This window comes from Psychrobacter sp. UBA3068 (genome assembly GCF_002366815.1).
Classification (GTDB): domain Bacteria; phylum Pseudomonadota; class Gammaproteobacteria; order Pseudomonadales; family Moraxellaceae; genus Psychrobacter; species Psychrobacter namhaensis.
In genome coordinates, this window is record NZ_DFBY01000025.1 from 1 (window position 1) to 19,899 (window position 19,899).

General features: G+C 44.7%; 22 protein-coding genes and 1 pseudogene. 17 read left to right on the forward strand and 6 right to left on the reverse strand.

Features of this window, described 5'->3' with window-relative positions; translation table 11 throughout:
* Positions 1 to 405: transposase (locus tag B2P60_RS06185; RefSeq protein WP_286740042.1), on the forward strand; the 405-nt coding region annotated here is incomplete at its 5' end.
* A gap of 37 nt (positions 406 to 442) precedes the next feature.
* Here B2P60_RS06185 and B2P60_RS06190 read toward each other — a convergent pair.
* The gene (locus B2P60_RS06190; protein ID WP_286740044.1) at positions 443 to 601 is read right to left on the reverse strand and encodes a hypothetical protein; all 159 of its coding nucleotides are present in this window, start codon (positions 599 to 601) and stop codon (positions 443 to 445) included.
* Positions 602 to 898: 297 nt separating this feature from the next.
* On the opposite strand from B2P60_RS06190, the gene B2P60_RS12345 reads away from it, so the two are divergent.
* The 11 genes from B2P60_RS12345 to B2P60_RS06240 all read left to right on the forward strand — a co-directional run bounded on the left by B2P60_RS12345 (position 899) and on the right by B2P60_RS06240 (position 6,339).
* Complete coding sequence (locus B2P60_RS12345; RefSeq protein ID WP_414706631.1) at positions 899 to 1,003, forward strand: excalibur calcium-binding domain-containing protein; 105 nt, start codon at positions 899 to 901, stop codon at positions 1,001 to 1,003.
* Positions 976 to 1,392, forward strand: coding sequence for a hypothetical protein (locus tag B2P60_RS06195; protein ID WP_286740045.1), 417 nt, complete (start codon positions 976 to 978; stop codon positions 1,390 to 1,392). The genes B2P60_RS12345 and B2P60_RS06195 overlap by 28 nt, the downstream gene beginning before the upstream one ends.
* Before the next feature lie 287 nt (positions 1,393 to 1,679).
* Entirely contained in the window at positions 1,680 to 2,066 is a 387-nt protein-coding gene (locus B2P60_RS06200) for a hypothetical protein (RefSeq protein WP_286740048.1), read from the forward strand.
* A 1-nt stretch (position 2,067) separates the two neighbouring features.
* A complete protein-coding gene (locus B2P60_RS06205; RefSeq protein ID WP_286740050.1) occupies positions 2,068 to 2,220 on the forward strand; it encodes a hypothetical protein in 153 nt (50 codons plus the stop codon).
* Between the two features lie 306 nt (positions 2,221 to 2,526).
* Positions 2,527 to 3,537 (forward strand): YqaJ viral recombinase family protein, encoded by a 1,011-nt coding sequence (locus tag B2P60_RS06210; RefSeq protein ID WP_286740052.1) that lies wholly within the window; start codon positions 2,527 to 2,529, stop codon positions 3,535 to 3,537.
* Positions 3,537 to 3,878, forward strand: coding sequence for a hypothetical protein (locus tag B2P60_RS06215; protein WP_286740054.1), 342 nt, complete (start codon positions 3,537 to 3,539; stop codon positions 3,876 to 3,878). The genes B2P60_RS06210 and B2P60_RS06215 overlap by 1 nt, the downstream gene beginning before the upstream one ends.
* A gap of 15 nt (positions 3,879 to 3,893) precedes the next feature.
* A complete protein-coding gene (locus B2P60_RS06220) occupies positions 3,894 to 4,937 on the forward strand; it encodes a RecT family recombinase (protein WP_286740056.1) in 1,044 nt (347 codons plus the stop codon).
* 51 nt (positions 4,938 to 4,988) lie between these two features.
* Positions 4,989 to 5,312, forward strand: coding sequence for a hypothetical protein (locus tag B2P60_RS06225; protein ID WP_286740059.1), 324 nt, complete (start codon positions 4,989 to 4,991; stop codon positions 5,310 to 5,312).
* 10 nt (positions 5,313 to 5,322) lie between these two features.
* Positions 5,323 to 5,448, forward strand: a complete 126-nt coding sequence (locus B2P60_RS06230) for a hypothetical protein (RefSeq protein ID WP_286740061.1) — start codon at positions 5,323 to 5,325, stop codon at positions 5,446 to 5,448.
* Positions 5,449 to 5,450: 2 nt separating this feature from the next.
* Entirely contained in the window at positions 5,451 to 6,053 is a 603-nt protein-coding gene (locus B2P60_RS06235; RefSeq protein WP_286740063.1) for a hypothetical protein, read from the forward strand.
* Positions 6,040 to 6,339: a hypothetical protein gene (locus tag B2P60_RS06240; protein WP_286740064.1), complete on the forward strand. Its 300-nt coding sequence runs from the start codon at positions 6,040 to 6,042 to the stop codon at positions 6,337 to 6,339. Before B2P60_RS06235 ends, B2P60_RS06240 begins: the two co-directional genes overlap by 14 nt.
* A 186-nt stretch (positions 6,340 to 6,525) precedes the next feature.
* On the opposite strand, the gene B2P60_RS06245 is transcribed toward B2P60_RS06240, so the two are convergent.
* Complete coding sequence (locus tag B2P60_RS06245; RefSeq protein WP_286740066.1) at positions 6,526 to 7,761, reverse strand: tyrosine-type recombinase/integrase; 1,236 nt, start codon at positions 7,759 to 7,761, stop codon at positions 6,526 to 6,528.
* Between the two features lie 435 nt (positions 7,762 to 8,196).
* Positions 8,197 to 9,324: a M14 family metallopeptidase gene (locus tag B2P60_RS06250; protein ID WP_193006979.1), complete on the reverse strand. Its 1,128-nt coding sequence runs from the start codon at positions 9,322 to 9,324 to the stop codon at positions 8,197 to 8,199.
* A gap of 444 nt (positions 9,325 to 9,768) precedes the next feature.
* Between B2P60_RS06250 and B2P60_RS06255 the strand changes: the two genes are divergently transcribed.
* The 4 genes and pseudogenes from B2P60_RS06255 to B2P60_RS06270 all read left to right on the forward strand — a co-directional run bounded on the left by B2P60_RS06255 (position 9,769) and on the right by B2P60_RS06270 (position 16,233).
* On the forward strand, positions 9,769 to 10,533 hold the full coding sequence (locus B2P60_RS06255; protein WP_286740067.1) for an ABC transporter ATP-binding protein: 765 nt from the start codon (positions 9,769 to 9,771) through the stop codon (positions 10,531 to 10,533).
* A complete protein-coding gene (locus tag B2P60_RS06260) occupies positions 10,530 to 11,507 on the forward strand; it encodes an ABC transporter substrate-binding protein (protein WP_286740068.1) in 978 nt (325 codons plus the stop codon). Before B2P60_RS06255 ends, B2P60_RS06260 begins: the two co-directional genes overlap by 4 nt.
* The gene (fhuB, locus tag B2P60_RS06265; RefSeq protein WP_286740069.1) at positions 11,504 to 13,477 is read left to right on the forward strand and encodes a Fe(3+)-hydroxamate ABC transporter permease FhuB; all 1,974 of its coding nucleotides are present in this window, start codon (positions 11,504 to 11,506) and stop codon (positions 13,475 to 13,477) included. Before B2P60_RS06260 ends, fhuB begins: the two co-directional genes overlap by 4 nt.
* Before the next feature lie 593 nt (positions 13,478 to 14,070).
* Positions 14,071 to 16,233 (forward strand): annotated as a pseudogene (locus tag B2P60_RS06270) (TonB-dependent siderophore receptor).
* A gap of 90 nt (positions 16,234 to 16,323) precedes the next feature.
* Here B2P60_RS06270 and B2P60_RS06275 read toward each other — a convergent pair.
* The 3 genes from B2P60_RS06275 to B2P60_RS06285 form a co-directional block, all read right to left on the reverse strand.
* Positions 16,324 to 17,148, reverse strand: coding sequence for a DODA-type extradiol aromatic ring-opening family dioxygenase (locus B2P60_RS06275; RefSeq protein WP_286740071.1), 825 nt, complete (start codon positions 17,146 to 17,148; stop codon positions 16,324 to 16,326).
* Between the two features lie 139 nt (positions 17,149 to 17,287).
* A complete protein-coding gene (locus tag B2P60_RS06280; RefSeq protein WP_286740073.1) occupies positions 17,288 to 18,238 on the reverse strand; it encodes a glutathione S-transferase family protein in 951 nt (316 codons plus the stop codon).
* A 50-nt stretch (positions 18,239 to 18,288) separates the two neighbouring features.
* On the reverse strand, positions 18,289 to 18,741 hold the full coding sequence (locus B2P60_RS06285) for a DoxX family protein (RefSeq protein ID WP_286740075.1): 453 nt from the start codon (positions 18,739 to 18,741) through the stop codon (positions 18,289 to 18,291).
* A gap of 150 nt (positions 18,742 to 18,891) precedes the next feature.
* Between B2P60_RS06285 and B2P60_RS06290 the strand changes: the two genes are divergently transcribed.
* Positions 18,892 to 19,809: a LysR family transcriptional regulator gene (locus B2P60_RS06290; RefSeq protein ID WP_286740076.1), complete on the forward strand. Its 918-nt coding sequence runs from the start codon at positions 18,892 to 18,894 to the stop codon at positions 19,807 to 19,809.
* Positions 19,810 to 19,899: the final 90 nt, after the last annotated feature.

Below are 19,899 nucleotides of genomic sequence, written 5' to 3' on the forward strand. Positions count from 1 at the left end.
ATTGGTAAGCCTTGTATTGATCGCTACAACTGGCAAGGTAAAAAGCGAACCAACGTTATTGGGGCTCTGTATGAAAAGATGTTGTTTGCGCTTGATTACTTTGAGACAAATATGAACAGCTGCATATTCTACGATTGGTGCAAACAAACACTGGTCCCAAGTCTTAAAACAAAATGCGTGATTGTCATGGATAATGCTCGATTTCATAAGAATAAGCGTATTCAAAAGCTACTGAACAGGCATGGTCATCGTATTTTATGGTTGCCACCGTACAGCCCAGACTTAAACCCTATCGAGAAAAAATGGGCTCAGGTGAAGTTTCTACGCCAAGGCTGGATGGAGAATGATTTATCCAAATTGTTTTATGATATTTGTCCAAAGCATAACAGTTTTATTTTAAACTGACTATATCTAAATCTATATGCTGAATGCATAAATGCTGTTAAGTATCAGCAGGTTCCTGAGTCTGACTCTTCCCAAGGATAAAATCAGTCAGTATTTCAGCTGCCTTGGTAAGGTCTTTAACTTTATCAAAATCAAATTTCGAGCTAGACAGGAGTAGTCCGATCATTTCACGTTTTAGTTCGTTTTCTGGTGGCATAACTTTCACCTTAGCATATTTTATATATGTTATATCATAACATTATAAACCGTTCTATTGGCGGTTTATAATTTATAACACAAGGATGTAATGATGAAAAATTTAATACTAGCTGCAGCGCTATCTATCTTTGCACTGTCATCCAATGCCGGAGTCACAACGGTAGACAACCCCTTTCAAAGTAATACAGTTCAAAGCAATACAGTTTTGAAGGAGTCTGTCGAAGTTGATCACCCGCTATTCGCTAAAGGTGCTGGTGGTTCTCAATGTAAAGGCCTACCTCGTGTCTGTGGTCAAATGGCTAGCTGTGAGCAAGCAAAGCTGGCCCTTGAGTGCGGCAACACTAGATTGGACAGAGATAAGGATGGAGTCCCATGCGAATCGATTTGTCCAGGTGGTTAATTAGCCTAGCAATTCTACCAATAGCTGCATGTACACATGATCAAGACAATAGTTACGGCTATGGTTTCGCTTCTGGCTATGTTGTGGTGCATGAAGCATTTTGGGGTGCTGACCATGATACGCCCTACCCATTTACGACATCAGGTGAGATATCGTGTGTTTATTATCCGACTTTTGGCATCGAAGTATATTTCGAACCTGTAGGCTATATTAAAGACTCCTCTATTGGCACACCTCTCAATAAGGCTGCTGCTCAAGCTTTAAAACAAGCAGGTATGTCTTCAAACGTGCCCTACAGCATCAAGCAGGGCGCTGACTTGAACGAGGCTATAGCGTTGGGGCTGAAAGAGTGTGATAAGCGAATGTATAGGCTTGAGACTGAAAAGTGACTGAAATATAACTGACAGTCTGGTTAATAACTTTAATTTATATTGTAGAGAATAGAATGTAACTCACCCAACCCGCCATTGAGCGGGTTTTTTTGTGCTTGTAAATTCACATAAAAAACAAAATATTCACATTGTGTGCATTTATTCATTGACATATTTTCACATGGTGTGTAATATCACCTTATCAGCTAATACCGAGTTAGCCGAAGTACCAAACTTTAGACAATAAAAAGCCCTGAACATCCGACCAAGAACGCAGGGCTTACTCACCAAGGAGTGAAAAGATTATGACAGACAATAATGGTAAAAAGCAATGTTTCGATTTAGGCAGTAAAGACGGTTATTTGATTGTAGAGCTAGACGGCAATCAAGTTCATTTTGAAGTCACAGCAACTATGTCGGAAAAACTGCGAGACGCACTACCAGTTTTGGCAATAGACGCCGCTGGTAACGAGGTCAAGTATCAGCACGCGCCACATCACAATGATTTGATTATGAGCGCCTTTGTTGAGCTGGTTAATCAATCCTACTGGCAACGTACTCAGAGCCAACCGGTCCAAGAACGCAAGCCCTACCTTGATGCAGTTATCGACAAGGCAAGGCATCAAGCATGGCTCAGTAACGACTGGGAAAATGACATGAGGAACGAAGCTGCAATGTGTGGAGGTGTTTGATATGAAATGGACCTTATTCACGGCACTTTGGTTCGCATGGGGTGCGTTGGTCGCATCTTATGCAATCGCTGACGATAGCTACGAGCAGTCAGAACAAGCGCAAGTGGCAAAACACGCCAACGAATTTATCGCAAAAGCATACGGGAGAGAGTAACCATGGCTATGGTAGATAGAAAGTGCAAAAACTGCAAAAAATGGATAAAGGTTAGAAGCGCTGACATTAAGCGCGGTTGGGGTAAGTTTTGCTCAAAGTCATGCAAGGCTAAGAAGCAGTCGAAAACCATGCCTTTTGATAAAAATACGCAACGTACTTATAGAGCGCCAGCTAATAGCAATGGCGTTAGGGCTGAAACGTATTTTGATGATGATGCGCCTATGTTTAACGACCACGACAGCAATATAACCATAGATCAAGACTATACGTGGACTGGTTACTAATAACCACATAGGGAGAATAACCATGGGAACCGCAATCAAGTTTGAACAGCCAGACGGCAACGCGATCAAGACCAGCAACCTGAGTCGCGACGAGTGGCTTGAGCTACGTCAATCAGGCATCGGCGGTAGCGATATCGCCGCCATCTTGGGCGTATCGCCCTACGCCACTGCTTACGACGTGTACCAGTCCAAGACGCAGCCAGTGAGCGAGGATAGCAACGAGTTTGCTTACTGGGGCACGGTGCTTGAGGACGTGGTAGCGCGTGAATTTAGCAAACGCAGTGGCCTGAAGATTCAGAATGTGAACTTTTTGATGCGTCATCCAGAGCATCGCTGGGCCATCGCTAACATTGACCGCGCTGTAGTGAATAGTCACGTCAAAGGTTGGGGTAACGTCCGTTTCAAAGACGGTCGTTTAACCACCAATGAGATTGTCGAGATTAAAACTGCTAGCGAATACGTTGGCAAAAATTGGGGCAATGAAGAGTCAGACGAAGTACCCGATCAGTATCAGTGCCAAGCACAGTGGTATATGGGCGTGACTGGTGTTGATGTCTGCCACATGGCTGTACTAATTGGTGGCAACAAATATCGTCAGTACAAGATTGAACGTCACCAAGACTTCATCGATTACTTATTCGAAGCAGCCGAAAGCTTCTGGACTGAGAACGTACTAGCGGGTGTTGAGCCTGACGCTACAACCTTGCAGAACGCTAAAGACAAGTACCCTCGCCACAATCCTGATACCACGCTTGATGTTGAGCTTGATAGCGAAGCTGCCAAGGCTTTTGAGCATTACGAGCTACTAAAGGCGCAAGAGAAGGAAGTTAAAGCCGCGCTTGAGCTCGCCCAGACCGACCTTATTTGTCAGATTCAAGACAATGAGGCATTGGCGATTGATGGTGAGGTTGTCGCTACTTATAAGACGCAAATTAGCAACCGCTTTAACAGTAGTCAATTTAAAAAGGACATGCCAGAGCTTGCTGAGCAGTACATCAAGCAAAGCGAAAGCCGCGTGATGAGGGTTAAGTGATGAGTATAAACATAGGACAGGTTAATGATCCTGATGTAATCAAACTGGCTGGGCTAATGCAGCAAAAAGAAATACTGATCAGAGATATGCGGAATGTGGTTAAGCGACTTGATGGCACCGAGCACAAAGCAATGCTTGATATACAGTTTGTCCACGATAGACGTATAACTGCACTAAGGAGCAACGAGCGCCTAAAAGATGCTATTGACTCACAATCTGAATGGATCATCGACCGCATTTACGACACCGCTATTCAGAACATCGAAAAAGAAATCGCACCATTGGCAGATAAGGTGATGCAAAACCTAATTGAAGCCAATAGCCGAACCATTAAATTTTAAACAAGGAATACCCTCATGGAACATCAAGAAATCGCAGTAATGGAAGATCAGCAATACTCACCACAGCAAATCACGCTTGATGACTCGCTGTTTAATAAATGCCACCGTTTAGCAGAAATGATGGCCAAAGGTGCTTGCACTGTACCAAAGCATCTACAAGGCAATACAGGAGACTGCTTTGCTATCGTTGGTCAGTCATTGCGCTGGGGCATGGATCCTTACGCAGTGGCGCAAAAAACTCACTTGGTTAATGGTACGTTGGGTTATGAGGCACAGCTTGTCATCGCTGTGATCAATAACCGCGCCCCTATCGTTGACCGTATCAAGTTTGAATACTTTGGTGACTGGTCAAAGGTCAAAGGCAAAGACGATAAGTCCACTGATATTGGTGTTATCTGCCGCGCTACGTTTAAAGGCGACGATGAACCTACTGAGCTGAGCTTAACCATGGCGCAAGTTGGCCATGTTCGCAACTCACCTCTATGGGCTGCTGACCCACGCCAACAGCTTGCTTACTTAGCAGCCAAGCGTTTTAGCCGTCTGCATTGCCCTGACGTTATCTTGGGTGTTTATACGCCTGACGAGCTGGCTGACCGTAGCAATGAAGCACCTCGTAATGTCACGCCAAAAGCCGCCAATGCTGGTGCGTCTGCCCTACTTAATCGCGTCAAAGGCAAACAGCCAACAGCTGAAACACCTGTGATTGAGTATTACGACACTCATGAGCTGTTAGAGACTATCGCAAGTATTACAGACGTCAAGCAAGTAGCGCCAATTGGTAAAGAGATTGGCGAGATGCTTAATAATTCAGCTATCAATATTAAAGATGATGATGTTGATGAGTTACGCCAAGCTTTAGCAGATAAAAAGAAATCACTCACGTTGTCCGATGAATACGACAACATCATGAAGCACGTCAAGGCGGCCAAAACACCTGGAGACGTTGAGCGCATGCGCGGCTTGATAGCTGATAAGCAGCAAGACTTTAATGAAGGCGATATCAAGATGCTTAACGATACGTTGGATATTGTCGCTGAAGATATGAGCGCTAAGGGTTAATCAAATAAACGGTCTGGGCAGTACATCGCTCGGACCAAATAAGGAATGATTATGCCAAAAGTTAATAACAGCGGCGAAGTGACTCAGCAGAAATTAGGCAATTTAATTTCAGAAACCAATTTATTTTTATGGGAGTTACGGGCCGAGTTGTGTGCAATAAAGGGCAACGTCGATGAGTACGCCCCGCCTATAGATTTCTTAAAAGAAGCTCACCAAACAGCCGCCTTGCAACCCAAGATACACGGCTTATTGGGTGTTCACTTAATGATAATGATGATAAAGCACGGCGAGAAGAACAAAGTTAATGACAAAAAACTAGACAAGATGGTTTGGGATATTGGCGACTTCTTGGTCAAGCTAATGACGGATATTTAAGGAACAAACTATGAAAACACGCACAGAAGAAGAAATGGAAGCCCTAGCCGCCGAGCTGCTAGAAATTGATTTGGGATTGCCAAGCGTGTGTGAGACGTGCGGTAGCAATATGCAAAATCTGCATAAAGGAGAGTGATCGTGAGTAGCTTTTTAAATTGCCACATGGAGGGTGTTCACTCTCTATCAGTTGGCACCACAGAAGATGGAAAGCTAATACGAATGTTTATAGCTGAACGGCATCATAGGCTTTGGCGAAACTCTATGACAAATTTCAGAATGGGTGTCCAATCATTAGCTTTTCATAACCATAAATCAGACATTACTATTATTCCGCTAAATGGGGTTATTTTTAATATCTCATTATGTCCAGAAAATAGCGATGAGCGAAAATTTGCATTCAATGAATTTATCTATCATTCAGCGATTGTTGATAGAAACGCAGGGTATTTTAGCAAGACTGGCAAATCAATATCTATGGGGATAAAGCGCCATCGAGTGTCGCAACCGTTATTTTTGGAAGCTGAAACCTTGCATACAATCAGTGTTCCAATAAACACAAGCGCGAGCTGGCTAATTATTGAGGGCGATGATGCAGATGAAGATATTGAATATCTATCTTATTCAGCTTCTGATTTGTCTCAATGGTCATCAGTTGGGCTTTATCAGGAGGCAACCAGTCAGCAAGCCGAGGTGCTTAAAAACAAGTATTTAATGGGGGTTAAATCTAATGGCCACAATTGAAACTGACATCGATGTTGAAGCGCTCAAGAAGTCTGGTAAACGTGGTCGTGAGCTCGTTACCTTTGCTTTTAAAGAGCTAAATTACGATGGCGAAAAGCTTTTGCATACTGCCATCTATGCAGGTGCGCCGCATGTGAATCATATCTATGCTGCTAGCATGCTTGGTTATAGCCCTGCCACACTGCGCAACTGGTCCAGTCAAAGCAATGGGCCAATACAGCCAAAGCGCATCAATGGCACACCCTACTGGCGTATGCGTGACATACGAAACCTGTTGGATTTATAAGGAGAGTGTTGTGAGTGTTAACTGCCCCCACTGCGAAAAAGAAATCGATACCACCGATTGGATTGAGTGTTTTAATAATGACGGTGACGACTGGAATGAAGAATGCCCGCATTGCGAGGAAATTTTTAACGTAAATGTTAGTATCGAAGTTAATTACGACGTATCAACCACGCTAAGATACGGCTGCTAGTCGCTTACCCCCGCCTCACTCAAAATAAACTCCTCAATTTTTGTATGCCACATCCTCAAAAGATCAATGGGTCTATCGACATAGTGCTTCTCATCAATTGCACTTGGACGATGGCCCATAACCTGATTGACAACTCCCCGCGGTACATCTACCCACTCAGACAATGTCCTGAATGATTTGCGCATGGCTTTAGGCGGTAAGCTTGGTAACCCACTCTCTACAAGCAACGTGCGGTACTTCTTAGTGATATCAATATACCCTTCTTGTCTTACCTTACTCCCAAAAACAAATTCATTCACACGCGGCAAAGCTTGGATAGTCTGCTTGGTATAAGGTGTCAGCGGAATAATTCGCTCCCACTGATCAACCTTATCGACAATCTTAATAGTATTCCATTCAAAATCTATGTCAGTCCATTTTAGCTGCAGCATTTCCCCTGGTCGAGATCCGTTCATTAGCATGCAGATCAATGCCGCTCTTTGGACACTATCAATCTGGTCGACTACACTAAACCACGTTTTAAGCTGCTGCTTCTGCAGTGAGCCTTTATGGGCCCGCACATTTTGCACTGACTTATTAACTTTGCGACTGTTATAAGTTTTATTTGGTATCAGTCCAGAGTATTTATCTGTGTCCTCTGCCCAATTCGCGCAGGCTTTAAACATACGAAAGTTCTTGGCCATCGTAGTAGCGCGCGTCTCATTCTCTTTACGAATCCAAGACTCTACAAAATCGGGCGTGAGGTCAGCAAGCGAAACCTCCCATATATTACCGATTGGCTGTGCAGAATAAGGCTTGTTTGTCAAATAAGGACGCGCCGCTACATAGTGGTCAAGCTTATAATTGTCTGACCATTCAGATTTGTGCGTATTGATATAGTGTGTAAAGAGATCACCAAACGTCAATTTTTTACGTACTTGATCCCGCGCGAAAGCTTTGTTTTTTGCCAAGTTGTCAGCTTTGGTGCGTCTTGGATCAATGCCAGACGCTAACTGCTTACTAACCTCTGATGCCGCATCGATAGCATCTTGCAGACTCATAATGGGAAATTTACCCAAAGTGATACGCTTAGGTGTGCCGGTGCCGCCAATCCTACCTTGATAAACAAACGCTTTACTGCCGCCAGGTGATACGCGTACGCCTAAGCCTGCAAACCTTGCATCCCAGACGAAGTATTGTTTGTCCTGTGGTTCTAGTTTTTCAATTTTGGCAGTGGTTAACTTGGCTTCCATGTGATTACTAATCTATTTTGTAAAAAGTAATCATATAGTAATCTTATATAAAGTAAGTTGCCATAACCTGAGTGATACTTTTTTGCAGCAAACCAACCTAAGTAACTGATATTATTTACATAACTTGATTGTAAAGTTAATTGCGGTAAACTGAGTGATACGTTTATACGTGGACTCATAATCCTTTGGTCGTAGGTTCAAGTCCTACTGGGCCCACCACATATTAAATTAGGCTTGTTCGCAGCGATGCGGCAAGCCTTTTTTTATGGGTTTTAAAGAAGCAGAAAATAAGCAAATAGAGGATGAGCCGGCTTGGTACAACCCAACCTATAAAAAAACCCTAACAAACACTTCTTGCTAGGGTTTTAAAAAGACTGATGACGTGCACTGCTGTCTTGAGCAAAAGGTCTATCATCTATTAACGCCAGTCATTAGCTAACGTAAATCATCAACGACCGCCAACATGGCAATTAACGACGCTTCCCCCAGTTTCGCAGAACGCTCTGGTGACCACCCCATCACTGAGTCGGGGACGTTGTCGTTATCTTTAAACGGCATCTCTAAGGTATTGGCTAAGCAGTCAAAGCGTTCAGCGACCCAGTTGGTTGCAAGTGTCATATTCGCTTTACCCGGCGCATCAACGTCATAACCAAATTCAGACTGAAAATCGACACTGGCGAGTCTTAACACTTCTGAAAATCGATCCCGTAAACGTGCAAGGCGGTCATTATAACTTGGCGTACCTTGTGAGCCTGCAAGGAACACGTATGGTAATGCTTCATCGCCATGTACGTCATAGAATAAATCAACCCCCGTCTCCTCCATTTTCTTGATCACGTAGAACACTTCAGGGCTTTTTTCTAGACTTGGATTTGACCATTCACGGTTTAAATTGGTCCCTGCTGCGTTTGTGCGTAGATGTCCGCGTACACTGCCATCAGGGTTCATGTTAGGCACAATGTAGAAGTTTGCTTTGTCTAACAATAACCTACTGTTGGCATTGTCGCTGTCTAGCAGAGTGTCTATTAATCCTTCAACCAACCATTCTGCCATCGTCTCACCAGGGTGTTGACGCGCTGTAATCCAAATATTGCGTTTATTGGTATTGCCATCACCAATTTTCACTAAGGTTAGGTCGCGCTTATCGAGGGTTTCTCCTAAATGCTCTAAGGTTACTAACGGATGCTCTTGAGCTGCTGCTAATAAGTCTTGATGACGCTCATAGCTATAAGGCGCAAAGTAAGCGATTTGAATGGTGTCACACGCTAAGTCTGCCTTGATGCTTAACTGTCCATCTTTATAAGAGGTTGGCAGTCGGAACCAGTGCTGACGATCGTATGATGCAACCGCTTGATAATTCTCCCACCCTTTAGGATATGATGCGTCCCCTGCATTGAGAATATTGATTACGTACTGCTCTCCGATCTGACCTGATAGACGAAAGTTAAACCATTGAAAAAACGCGTCACCAACGTCTGGACGAATGGCCAGCTGAATGTCTTTTTTATTGTCTACATTAATAATGTCAATATTACCTGCATCGAAATTGGCAGTGATGTGCATAAATCTTCCTTCCTTATTGAATTTTTTTGTATGGTAGGGTTGCAAAAAATAGCAGTCAGGGCAACGGATAAATTGATCGCTATTTGTGCTTTATAACCCCAAATATAACATTTTTTCTCTGGCCGTAACTTCTTCTTTCACGCCTCGACGTACTTTTTAAAACACTAGCGATAGATGTTTAGAAATTACTATTTTATGGACGATCCATGCCTATTGCACACTTCCCTCTGGCACACTGGTCTTCAAACCAATAATTGTTTTGTTCATACCTTGAGCAATGTAGAGGATGAGTTAAAATTCAATACCAAAAGCCACCAACCACACGTTGCCGTTCGTCTCTCGGGGAATCTCTCATCTGTTTACCACATAAGTAAAAATGAAAATCATTTGCATTATTAAGCGGTTTTTATTTAGAATGCTTCATTTACTTTTAGACAGCTCACTATGATGTACATCAATAATTTAGCCTTAATACGTCAAAAGAAAGTATTGCTGCATCCAACTTCTTTTAAAATTGAGCCAAAAAAACTGTACGCCTTAATTGGTCACAACGGTTCAGGTAAGTCCAGCCTTATTAAAGCAATGGCAGGAGAGATGACGCCGACTCAAGGTGACATCCATATCAATGACCACAATTTACGAGAGTTTTCTGCCAAGGCATTAGCGCAAAATCTGGCGTATCTGCCGCAACACCTTCCTGACGCTGGTGCTTTCACTGTCTATGAGCTGGTGATGCTGGGAAGATATCCCCATCAAAAATGGCTACAAAAACCCTCTACGCAGGACCATGAGCAAGTGGATAAAGCCATCACACTCACGCAAGTCGATGCCTTTAGAGACCGTCAAGTGTCGACGCTATCTGGTGGTGAACGCGCACGCGTGTGGCTGGCGATGTGTTTGGCACAGCAGACAGAGTTTCTACTGTTAGATGAACCATTGGCGGCGCTTGATGTGGTTTATCAAGTTGAAGTTCTAAAGTTGATTCGGCAATTGGTTGACCAACAAGGCTTGGGTGTGGTCATTATTTTGCATGACTTGAACCTAGCGGCAAGGTTTTGTGATGAATTTATTGCCTTAAAACAAGGCCAGCTTTGTCACATGGGTGATGTCCCAAGTACGATGCAAAAAGAGGTGTTACATTCAATATTTGGGGTGGACTTTACCTTGCTAACCCATCCTGCCACTGACCACAAAGTAGCAGTTATATGAGAATTTATCGATCACAGCGCCACACTGCCTCCTCTTTGATCGGATTCTTTGTGGCTTTGTGCTGTAGCTTATTGTTAAGCAGTTGCCAGTCGCCTGATACCCCACCTACTCCCTTATCTAATCCAAACGATCAATCACTACCTAGTGTCATGACCCCCGACTGGGGAATTGCCGCGACGCTCATTGCCATGGGTTATCCACCTGTTGCTATGGGTGATAAACCCTTTTATAGAGAATGGGTCGGCAAACCCAGCATACCCGATACGACACTCGATGTAGGCACGCGCTATCAGCCCAATCCTGAAATGTTCTCTCAGCTAGACTTAGATATGGTGATAGACAACGCGTTTTATCAGCATTTGCATCCCATGTACGGCGATTTGCCCATCCATTCTATTGAATTGACCAGCCCTAATAAAGTCGCGACTTGGGAAGATTTTATAGAACCCACTTTAAAACTGGGAGAGTATGTTGGCCACCCTCAAGCCGCGCAGGCATACCTAGACAGAAGTCAGCAAAAAATAGCTCAAGCGGGCCAGACTTTTCGTGCGCGCTACCCCCATATTAGAAAATTGGCCGTTGTACAATTTGCTGACAGCAATAATTTGCGGATGTTTTCATACAATAGTTTGTTTCATCCCGCTTTAGAGGTCATGGGCCTACAGCTCGTGGCATTGGCAGATGGCAATCAATGGGGGTTTGCACCCATCATGCTAGAAGAGTTGGCGCAACTTGATGACGATACCTGCCTTGTGGTCGTGGAACCTCTCAGTAACCTGCTTAAGCTGGAATTACAAGACAGCTTAGTATGGCAACGACTGGGCTACTCCTTTGAGGGGAATCAACAATCTGCTGGTAAAGGACGCTGCGTCACCTTACTGCCCGCAACATGGAATAACAGTGGGGTGGCTTCTATGAATGTCTTAGCCGATCGCTTAACGAATGTCACTTTTGTAGGCAATACCGATTTATGATGAGTAAAAATAATTTTTTGTCTGCGAACCGCATTTATATGATGGTTGTCCTATTAATAGTGATGGCACTAGTAAGCAGTTACGCGGTCATACGTCAACTATGGCACCTACCTTTTTTCGAACTGTTTACCCCCTCGTTTGAGCTATCACTTGAGGACATGAGTGCCCAGCTGAAAATAGTACCGACGATGTTAGTGGCATCGACTGCAGGCGGTCTTTTAGGCTTGGTCAGTGTACTATTGCAACAGTTGGTTAAAAACACGCTTGCCTCGGACACGACACTGGCAGTCGGTAGTGGCGCCAACATGGCCTTGCTAATTGTCACTTTATTCCTGCCTAGTTTGGCGCTAGGAGGAAGCTTTTGGGTCGCTTTTGTCGGGGCACTTAGCAGTATGGCGATTGTATTCATCCTAGCTGCTCCTAGTCGCATGAATCCTTTGGTACTGGTGTTAGGAGGGTTGGTCACCAACATTTTATTGGGGGCTATCGCGGCCTTATTACTGATTTATTACGCTGAAGAATCCTTGAACGTCATGGTGTGGGCGGCAGGTAGCCTCACTCAGAACAACTGGCAAGTATCTGGCGTGTTAACCATTGCCAGCGTGGCTGCTTTTATCAGCTTAATGCCCTTGTTAAAACCCCTAGAGATAATGAGCTTGGACGATAGGCAGGCAAAAAGCTTGGGCGTACCTATCAACCTTATTCGCGGATTGGTGGTGGGATTGGTGGCCTTACTGACCGCTCTTGTCGTTAGTCGTGTGGGCCCTATTGGTTTTATTGGTTTGGGTGCCGCCACCCTTGTTAATGTGTTTTCCGTTCGGCGTATTGGTTACCGCCTGTTATTAGGTTATGGGTTTGGGGCACTTTTATTGTGGATTACCAGTAATGCCACGACACTACTACAACACTATCTGAGCTTAAATATTTCTGCTGATGCTATGACAGCCTTACTTGGCGCGCCATTGGTCATATGGCTGATAGTGACTCAAAGTCGCCAGCATACCGATGAGGTTATCCCAACTCTGGTGTCAGAGCGCCGTCCCACTCACTTAATTCGCTGGAGTGTGGCCTTAGTGCTGCTAGTAATAAGCGTGCTTGTCTTCACCGCCACCGCAAACGGCTGGCAACTAAACGCGATATGGCACTTAATTATTGATTTTAGGCTACCACGTACCCTAAGTGCTGCCGCCACTGGCGTCATGTTAGCGACGGCAGGCGTGTTGCTACAAACCTTGACGCGCAATCCTATGGCTAGCCCTGAAGTATTGGGCATTAGCTCAGGATCAGCGATCGGTGTGGTATTGGCCTTTATTTTCCTACCCAGTTTTGGCTACCTGGGTATTGTATTATCAGGACTATTAGGCGCCTCTATCGTGCTTGGTCTAATCTTATGGCTCGCTCGTCGGATCAATCCAGCCTATTTATTATTGGTTGGTGTGGCTATTGCCGCATTGATGGGAGGGCTGTTAAGCCTAGTCAAAATATCTGGGGATCAGCGCCTACAAGCGGTCCTCAGCTGGCTGTCAGGCTCTACGTATCTTGCCAGTCCCGAAACTGCGTGGCTGCTTGTGGCGTTTGCTTTATTACTCTTCTTATTGAGTTTTATGGTCATAAAACCATTAGAGATACTCAGTTTAGGTAGTGGCATAGCACGTGAACTCGGCGTGTCTTTGAGACTGTTTCAAAGTCTGATATTAATTCTCGTAGCAGCCCTTAGTACCGTATCGACTTTGGCAGTGGGTCCACTCAGTTTTGTCGGCCTGATGATTCCGCACCTCGCCAGCACACTAGGAGCCGTTCAGCTAAAGCGCCAATTGCAGCTGTCGGCTATTTTAGGAGCAGCCCTAATGGTCGTCGCTGACTGGCTGGGCCGCTATATTATCTTTCCTTACGAGATCCCAGCGGGCACGATTGCCGCCATTATTGGTGGCGCGTACTTCTTATACCTGATGCGTCGCATTAGAGCATAAACAGTAGTGTAAACACTATTAAAGAAAAGTTTGCCCAAAGTGACGATAACTGGCCGTGTCGTCATTCTGGACAAGCGAGACATTTAGACAATTAAAAGTCTTGCAAAAGCTATCGTTAGTGAACGATTACCATCACTTAGCCTACTCATAGCATTTAACAGTTTGCAGTGTGGTGTCGCCTCGTTTTTTAGCATCTATTCTTTCATTCCCAAATCGTCTATTCATACCCTTCGTTCTCTTCCCTCAAATTAATAAACTTACGGTGTAGGACATCGATGGATTCGTTAATGTTTCAAAAATATTTCATACTGTATTGCTAATAGTAACAATTATCATTATCATTTTTCGGCATTCGACCGTGTCTATCTAATACCAGCCAATGGGTATGTTATTTCTACAGCGTTTGATTAGCAAAAAATTTAACGCTGTATCAACATGATGTTGGACCGGCCACCCTACTACTATAATTGAGATCTTATTTGATGTTTACAATCACACAAAATATAAAGCGCCATAAACCCAGCACTTTAAGTTGGTTTGTCAAACAAACCATGCACCTGTCAGCCATTGCTTCTTTAGCGGTAAGTTCATCGATGATTCATGCTGAAACATCACCGCAAACCACGACTACGGATGAGAGTGGAAAAATCAATCGCGCAGACAGCGCAGTAGAACCAAGTACCACGCTACCCACCATCGTGGTCACAGCAGATATCAATAAACAAGTCACTGAAAATACTGATAGCTACACCATCCCTGTCGCTAGTAGCGCCACAGGATTGGCGTTATCAGCCAGAGAAACCCCGCAGGCCGTCAGTGTGGTCACCCATCAGCAGATCAAAGATCAAAACTCAAACAATTTAACAGAGGTACTCAAACGCGCACCCGCTATTCAAGTGGGCAGTATTGATGGCGCTCGCAGCGGGTTTTCAGCAAGGGGTTTTGGCATTAATGGCTTCCAAATTGACGGGTTGGACACTGACTTTGTTCAGCAGGCCGCCATGGGCGAATATGGTATTAACACCGCTATGTTTGATCATGTCGAAATTGTACGCGGCGCCACCGGTTTGATGAGTGGCACAGGTGACCCTTCTGCCAATGTTAACTTAATACGTAAACGTGCAGATAGCAGTGTACCTGCTACTGAACTCTCAGCTGACGTAGATCGTTATGGTCATTATGGCCTCAGTGTCGATCACAGCCAGCCATTGAGTGAGAGCGGTGCGGTACGGGGCCGAGTTGTGGCAAATTATCAAGATAGCGATACCTTTATCGACCGTCAAGAATTGGGACAAAATCTGCTTTATGCCACGGTTGATGCCGATGTGAGCGACAATACCACAGTCAGCATTGGGGCCAGCCGTCAGCACAATAAGTCAAAATCAACCATGTGGGGCGGTTTGCCAAGTTACTTAAGCGATGGCTCAAAAGCAGAATGGGACACCAGTAAGAATGGCAGTGCCAATTGGACAAACTGGGATGCTGACAACGTCTATTACTTTGCTGATATCGACCATGACTTCAATGAGAACTGGAACCTCACCACCAACGCCAGTTATAACGAGAGCGACAGTAGCCCAAAACTGCTGTACATGTATGCCAGCAGCGTTGATCCTGACGCTGGACTGATTTACAACTTAAATCCATTCCACGCCGATACCGAACGCAAGCAAGTCAATGTTAAAACCGAATTGACCGGTAATTTTGATGCCTTAGGTAGAACGCATCAAGTCATCGTCGGTGGGTCTTATAAGAAAAGCGATCTTGACACCTTTACTTATACAGCACCGCCCGACGGACTGTTGCCTGTGTCTGAATTTTCTGATTGGGATGGCAGTTATCCTGAACCAGTGTGGGGCGACAAAACCCAAAGCTCTGATGTCACTACCAAAGAAAAAGCCATTTTTGCAGCAACTCAGCTTCAGTTAACCGATCCTTTATCATTAATTTTGGGGTCACGTGTGTCTGATTATGAGCGCTCGGGTTTTCAGTATGGAACTAAAGTGAATACTGAATCCGAACGCATTTGGGCGCCTTATGCAGGCATTACGTATGATATCAATGATAACCACAGCCTCTATAGCAACTATAGCACTATCTTTCAACCTCAGTCAGAACGTGATATCAATGGTCGTTATCTCGATCCTATCGAAGGCAAAAACTATGAGGTCGGTCTAAAGAGCGAGTCAGACAACGGTGCGCTACAAAGCCAAGTCAGTGTCTTTAGAATCGAGCAAAACGACCTTGCACAACCCGATGGTGGTCAAACCATACCAGGTGCTGGTCTTGAAAAAGCCTATGTTGGCGCAGATGCTACCAGTTAAGGTGTTGAAGTAGAAGTCACCGGTCAGCTTAGTGACAAGCTACAAGCGACCATTGGCTACACGCATTTCAATGCTAAAGGCAAGAATGGCAAAGCCATCAACACTGGCTACGCTGACACCACGCTTAATCTGTTTGCCACCTATGATATGAACGATATCATTCCTAACTTGACCGTTGGTGGCGGTATTGATTGGTCAAACGGCTACTATGGTATTGTCACCAATCCTGTGACTGGGCGATCTGAAAAGTACGGCCAAGATGATGTGACACTGGCTAGCATCATGGCAAGGTATACCGTTAATGAAAATCTAGAAGCGCAGCTTAACGTCAATAATTTATTCAACCAAAAATATCTTGCTGGCGAAAACTTCTTTGGGTTAACGTATGGTGAACCTATAAATGTGGTAGGCAGATTGACCTATCGCTTTTAGTCTTCGTACTGATCATGACTGTATTGGTCACGACGCTTCATCTTAGTACACGGGCAGTCAAGGAACTGATTGAGTCCCCGCTTAACGAGATTAGCCAAACTGAAAAGCTGATATCTGTGTGCTAAGGACTTGCTGAGAATAAACTTTGGTGCCGTGATCGCTTTCTGCTGCGCCTGCTGCCACCATCAAAGGTATCAGGTGCTCTTCTGCACCCAGCAGATGAGATTCGAGCGCATGAGGCGCACGTGACCATTTAGATAAGGCTGCAAATCGCGCTTCTGGCTCCGCCTCCACAGCTTGAGTCAACCACTCATCAAATATCTCTGACGGTGCGGTAAAACGTGGGTCTCCATAGCCACGCATATTATGAAAACTCATACCACTTCCCACAATCAACACCCCTTCCTTACGTAATGACGCAATGGCTCGACCTGCCAGCAAGTGCGCTTCAGGGTTAAGCTCATTACGTAGCGACAACTGCACCACTGGAATGTCTGCCTCAGGAAACATCAGCTTCAACGGCACAAACACGCCATGGTCAAAGCCTCTAGAGATATCTTGTCTGTTGTCTAAACCTGCACTGGTGAGCAACTTACTAATACGATCTGCCAATACTGGCGCACCAGGCGCTGGATAAGTGAGCTGATAAGTATGCTTGGGAAAACCAAAATAGTCATAAATCAGCTCGGGTTGCCTGCCAGCGGTAACACTAAACTCAGGCGTTTGCCAATGGCCACTAACCATCAAGATAGCTGTGGGACGCTGTGGTAAACGACTTGAGATACTTTTTAGAAACGCAGACATTTTGTCCCACGTATCAGCCGGTTGCCAATCCATAAAAAAACATGGCCCCGCACCATGAGGGATAAACAGTACTGGCTGCGTTACTGAGTCGGCCGATAATGGAACGGACATGGCACTCTCCCCTATCTTATTACTTGTAAATTCATTACTCATTAACGTTACTCCAGCCTGTTTATTCAGGCGATAAATAATACGACGCAGCCTATAAACACTAAGGTTAGGCAAAAACTTTATGCATTTGCTGTCTGATTTACTGAGTGCTTTTAGGTCCAACAGGAACGATTCCATTCGGATTTAACGCCTTTATGGAGTAATATCCCGCCTTGATATGCTCTATACTCACCGTTGCTGCGATACCATCCAGTGCTAACATTCGTAGCATATAGGCATGCAGTGCTTTCATATCTTTAATCAAGTTACGATTGCATTTGAACAGTCCATAATACGCCGTATCAAAGCGTACAAGGGTGACAAATAAGCGAATATCGCTTTCGGTCAGCTGACTACCAAACAGATACTGGCGACCATCGCTCAGACGCTTTTCCAGTAAATCTAGCATGTGAAATACTTGATGATAAGCTTCTTCATAGGCAGGCTGTGTCGTTGCAAAACCCGCTTGATAGACCCCATTATTCAGATTGTTATATATGGCTAAATTTAGTGACTCAATGTCATCAGCCAACGCTTTTGGGCACAAATCAACATCGCTTGGCACTAGTTCTGCAAAGGCACTATTGAGCATCCGCAAAATGTCAGCGGACTCATTGTTGACGATAGTGCCGCTTTTTTTGTCCCATAGCACAGGTACAGTCGCCCGTCCGGTAAAGTCAGGCGCGGCTTTGGTGTAGAGTTGATGGACATATTGAGCACCGTTGATAGTATCATTGTCAGCACCATCGAACCCACCAAACTGCCAGCCTTGGTCACCAAGTTGTGGATTGACAACAGTGATATCAATCATTTCTTGTAGGCCTTTTAATTGCCGTACCATCAAGGTGCGTGATGCCCAAGGGCAAATCAATGCCACATATAAATGGTAGCGGCCTTTTTCTGCTTTAAAGCCACCAACGCCAGTCGGACCAGGCTCTCCATCCGGCGTAATCCAATGACGAAATGATGAGGTCTGACGGATAAACCGCCCTTGCTCGTCCTCAGCTTGTACTGGTTGCCAATTTTCAGACCACTTGCCATGAATCAACATAATCGCTTACTCCTAATGTCCTAATGCTGCTTTCGTTTTGATAGAAACGATTAAACACGCCCTAGTTTTTCTGATAAAGGCTTGTCCACACTGAGATACCCGCCACCTTGTATGGCTAAAGCAATCAAAGCAACAAACAAGGTCAATGCATACTCATAACCACCATCAGCGGCAAATAAACCATTACCAATATGTACAGAAAAGATAGCGACCAGCATAGTGAAGGCGGCTACTAGAGCGGCAGGACGAGTTAGCAGCCCTATTACTAGTGCAAGACCGCCGAAGAACTCCGCGCCTCCTGCCAGAAAAGCCATTAGATACCCAGGTTCAATGCCCATACTGCTCAGCCACTGCGCGGTACCTGCTAAGCCATTGCCACCGAACCAACCAAACAGCTTTTGGGCACCATGTGCGGCCAAAATCAAACCGACTGGTACACGAAGGATGAAAGCGGCAGACCCAGCTTTGGTCTGCAAAGTTTTATTGAACAGGGATGTTTGCATTTTATTCTTACTCCATGATGTTTCATTAAAATAAATTGTCAGCCTTTAGGCATAAACACACTTTACTATCAACGTAGCATCAGAGTAAGATAGCTTATAGGGAATAATTAACAACATACCATTGATAATAAAGGTAAGAGTAGACAACCCATGGATAGAATTGATGCGATGCGTGCCTTTGTCGCGGTCGTGACCGAAGGCAGCTTTAGTAATGCGGCAAACGCTTTGCGCCTGTCACCGCAATTGGTCAGCAAGTATGTCTCTAAGTTGGAAGATCAGCTCAATACACGTCTGCTTAATCGTACTACTCGTAAAGTCAGCCTCACTGAGGCTGGTAGTCACTACTTTGGGCACGCACAGCAGATTTTATTAAGTATTGATGACATGGAATCGCAATTAGGAGGCTTACAGCAGAACCCTAAAGGTACCTTAAGAATAAGTGCGCCTGTGTCGTTTGCCCTAAAACACATGGCGAGATTAGTCACCGACTTTCAGCGGCGTTATCCTTTGGTCAAGGTCGATCTACAACTGAGTGATCGTAAGGTAGATATCATTGAGGAAGGGTTCGATGTGGCATTGCGTATCGGGCAGCTAAAAAGCTCATCGCTTGTTGCCAAACAAATCGCACCCATTCGTGTGGTTTTATGCGCTTCGCCTCAGTATCTTGCAACGCATGGTACGCCTACACAGCTTGCCGACCTTAATCATCATCGTTATTTGCACTATAGCTACATGAATATGGAAGGACGGGAAGACCTCTACCAGTGCTTAAAGACAAAATACATGCAACAAGGGAGTGAATTTCGTAGTAATAATGGTGATGTACTGGTTGACGCTGCAATAGCGGGGGCGGGGTTGGTATTGCAACCGACGTTTATTGCCAGTGCTGCCCTTAGTAGTGGTAAGCTAGTGGTAGTGTTGCCTGAGTGTGAACCAGAGCCTTTAGGCTTATACGTTGTCTACGCGCACAGGAAACTATTGCCTCATAAAGTCAGGTGTTTTATTGATTTTATTGAAGGGTACTATGGTTCGCCGCCCTACTGGGATGAGTCTATAGCGACTGACTAACGCTTATGATCCTACTTAATATCAAAATTTCAGACTTTTTGAGAGCAATTGCTGATAAATTCATCAAATTTATAAACAACTATAGGGCAA

Coding starts and splice junctions, on each gene's coding strand:
- B2P60_RS06190 (WP_286740044.1), bottom strand. CDS start 601: ATGCCACCAGAAAACGAACTAAAACGTGAAATGATCGGACTACTCCTG.
- B2P60_RS12345 (WP_414706631.1), top strand. CDS start 899: ATGGCTAGCTGTGAGCAAGCAAAGCTGGCCCTTGAGTGCGGCAACACT.
- B2P60_RS06195 (WP_286740045.1), top strand. CDS start 976: ATGCGAATCGATTTGTCCAGGTGGTTAATTAGCCTAGCAATTCTACCA.
- B2P60_RS06200 (WP_286740048.1), top strand. CDS start 1,680: ATGACAGACAATAATGGTAAAAAGCAATGTTTCGATTTAGGCAGTAAA.
- B2P60_RS06205 (WP_286740050.1), top strand. CDS start 2,068: ATGAAATGGACCTTATTCACGGCACTTTGGTTCGCATGGGGTGCGTTG.
- B2P60_RS06210 (WP_286740052.1), top strand. CDS start 2,527: ATGGGAACCGCAATCAAGTTTGAACAGCCAGACGGCAACGCGATCAAG.
- B2P60_RS06215 (WP_286740054.1), top strand. CDS start 3,537: ATGAGTATAAACATAGGACAGGTTAATGATCCTGATGTAATCAAACTG.
- B2P60_RS06220 (WP_286740056.1), top strand. CDS start 3,894: ATGGAACATCAAGAAATCGCAGTAATGGAAGATCAGCAATACTCACCA.
- B2P60_RS06225 (WP_286740059.1), top strand. CDS start 4,989: ATGCCAAAAGTTAATAACAGCGGCGAAGTGACTCAGCAGAAATTAGGC.
- B2P60_RS06230 (WP_286740061.1), top strand. CDS start 5,323: ATGAAAACACGCACAGAAGAAGAAATGGAAGCCCTAGCCGCCGAGCTG.
- B2P60_RS06240 (WP_286740064.1), top strand. CDS start 6,040: ATGGCCACAATTGAAACTGACATCGATGTTGAAGCGCTCAAGAAGTCT.
- B2P60_RS06245 (WP_286740066.1), bottom strand. CDS start 7,761: ATGGAAGCCAAGTTAACCACTGCCAAAATTGAAAAACTAGAACCACAG.
- B2P60_RS06250 (WP_193006979.1), bottom strand. CDS start 9,324: ATGCACATCACTGCCAATTTCGATGCAGGTAATATTGACATTATTAAT.
- B2P60_RS06255 (WP_286740067.1), top strand. CDS start 9,769: ATGATGTACATCAATAATTTAGCCTTAATACGTCAAAAGAAAGTATTG.
- B2P60_RS06260 (WP_286740068.1), top strand. CDS start 10,530: ATGAGAATTTATCGATCACAGCGCCACACTGCCTCCTCTTTGATCGGA.
- fhuB (WP_286740069.1), top strand. CDS start 11,504: ATGATGAGTAAAAATAATTTTTTGTCTGCGAACCGCATTTATATGATG.
- B2P60_RS06275 (WP_286740071.1), bottom strand. CDS start 17,148: ATGTCCGTTCCATTATCGGCCGACTCAGTAACGCAGCCAGTACTGTTT.
- B2P60_RS06280 (WP_286740073.1), bottom strand. CDS start 18,238: ATGTTGATTCATGGCAAGTGGTCTGAAAATTGGCAACCAGTACAAGCT.
- B2P60_RS06285 (WP_286740075.1), bottom strand. CDS start 18,741: ATGCAAACATCCCTGTTCAATAAAACTTTGCAGACCAAAGCTGGGTCT.
- B2P60_RS06290 (WP_286740076.1), top strand. CDS start 18,892: ATGGATAGAATTGATGCGATGCGTGCCTTTGTCGCGGTCGTGACCGAA.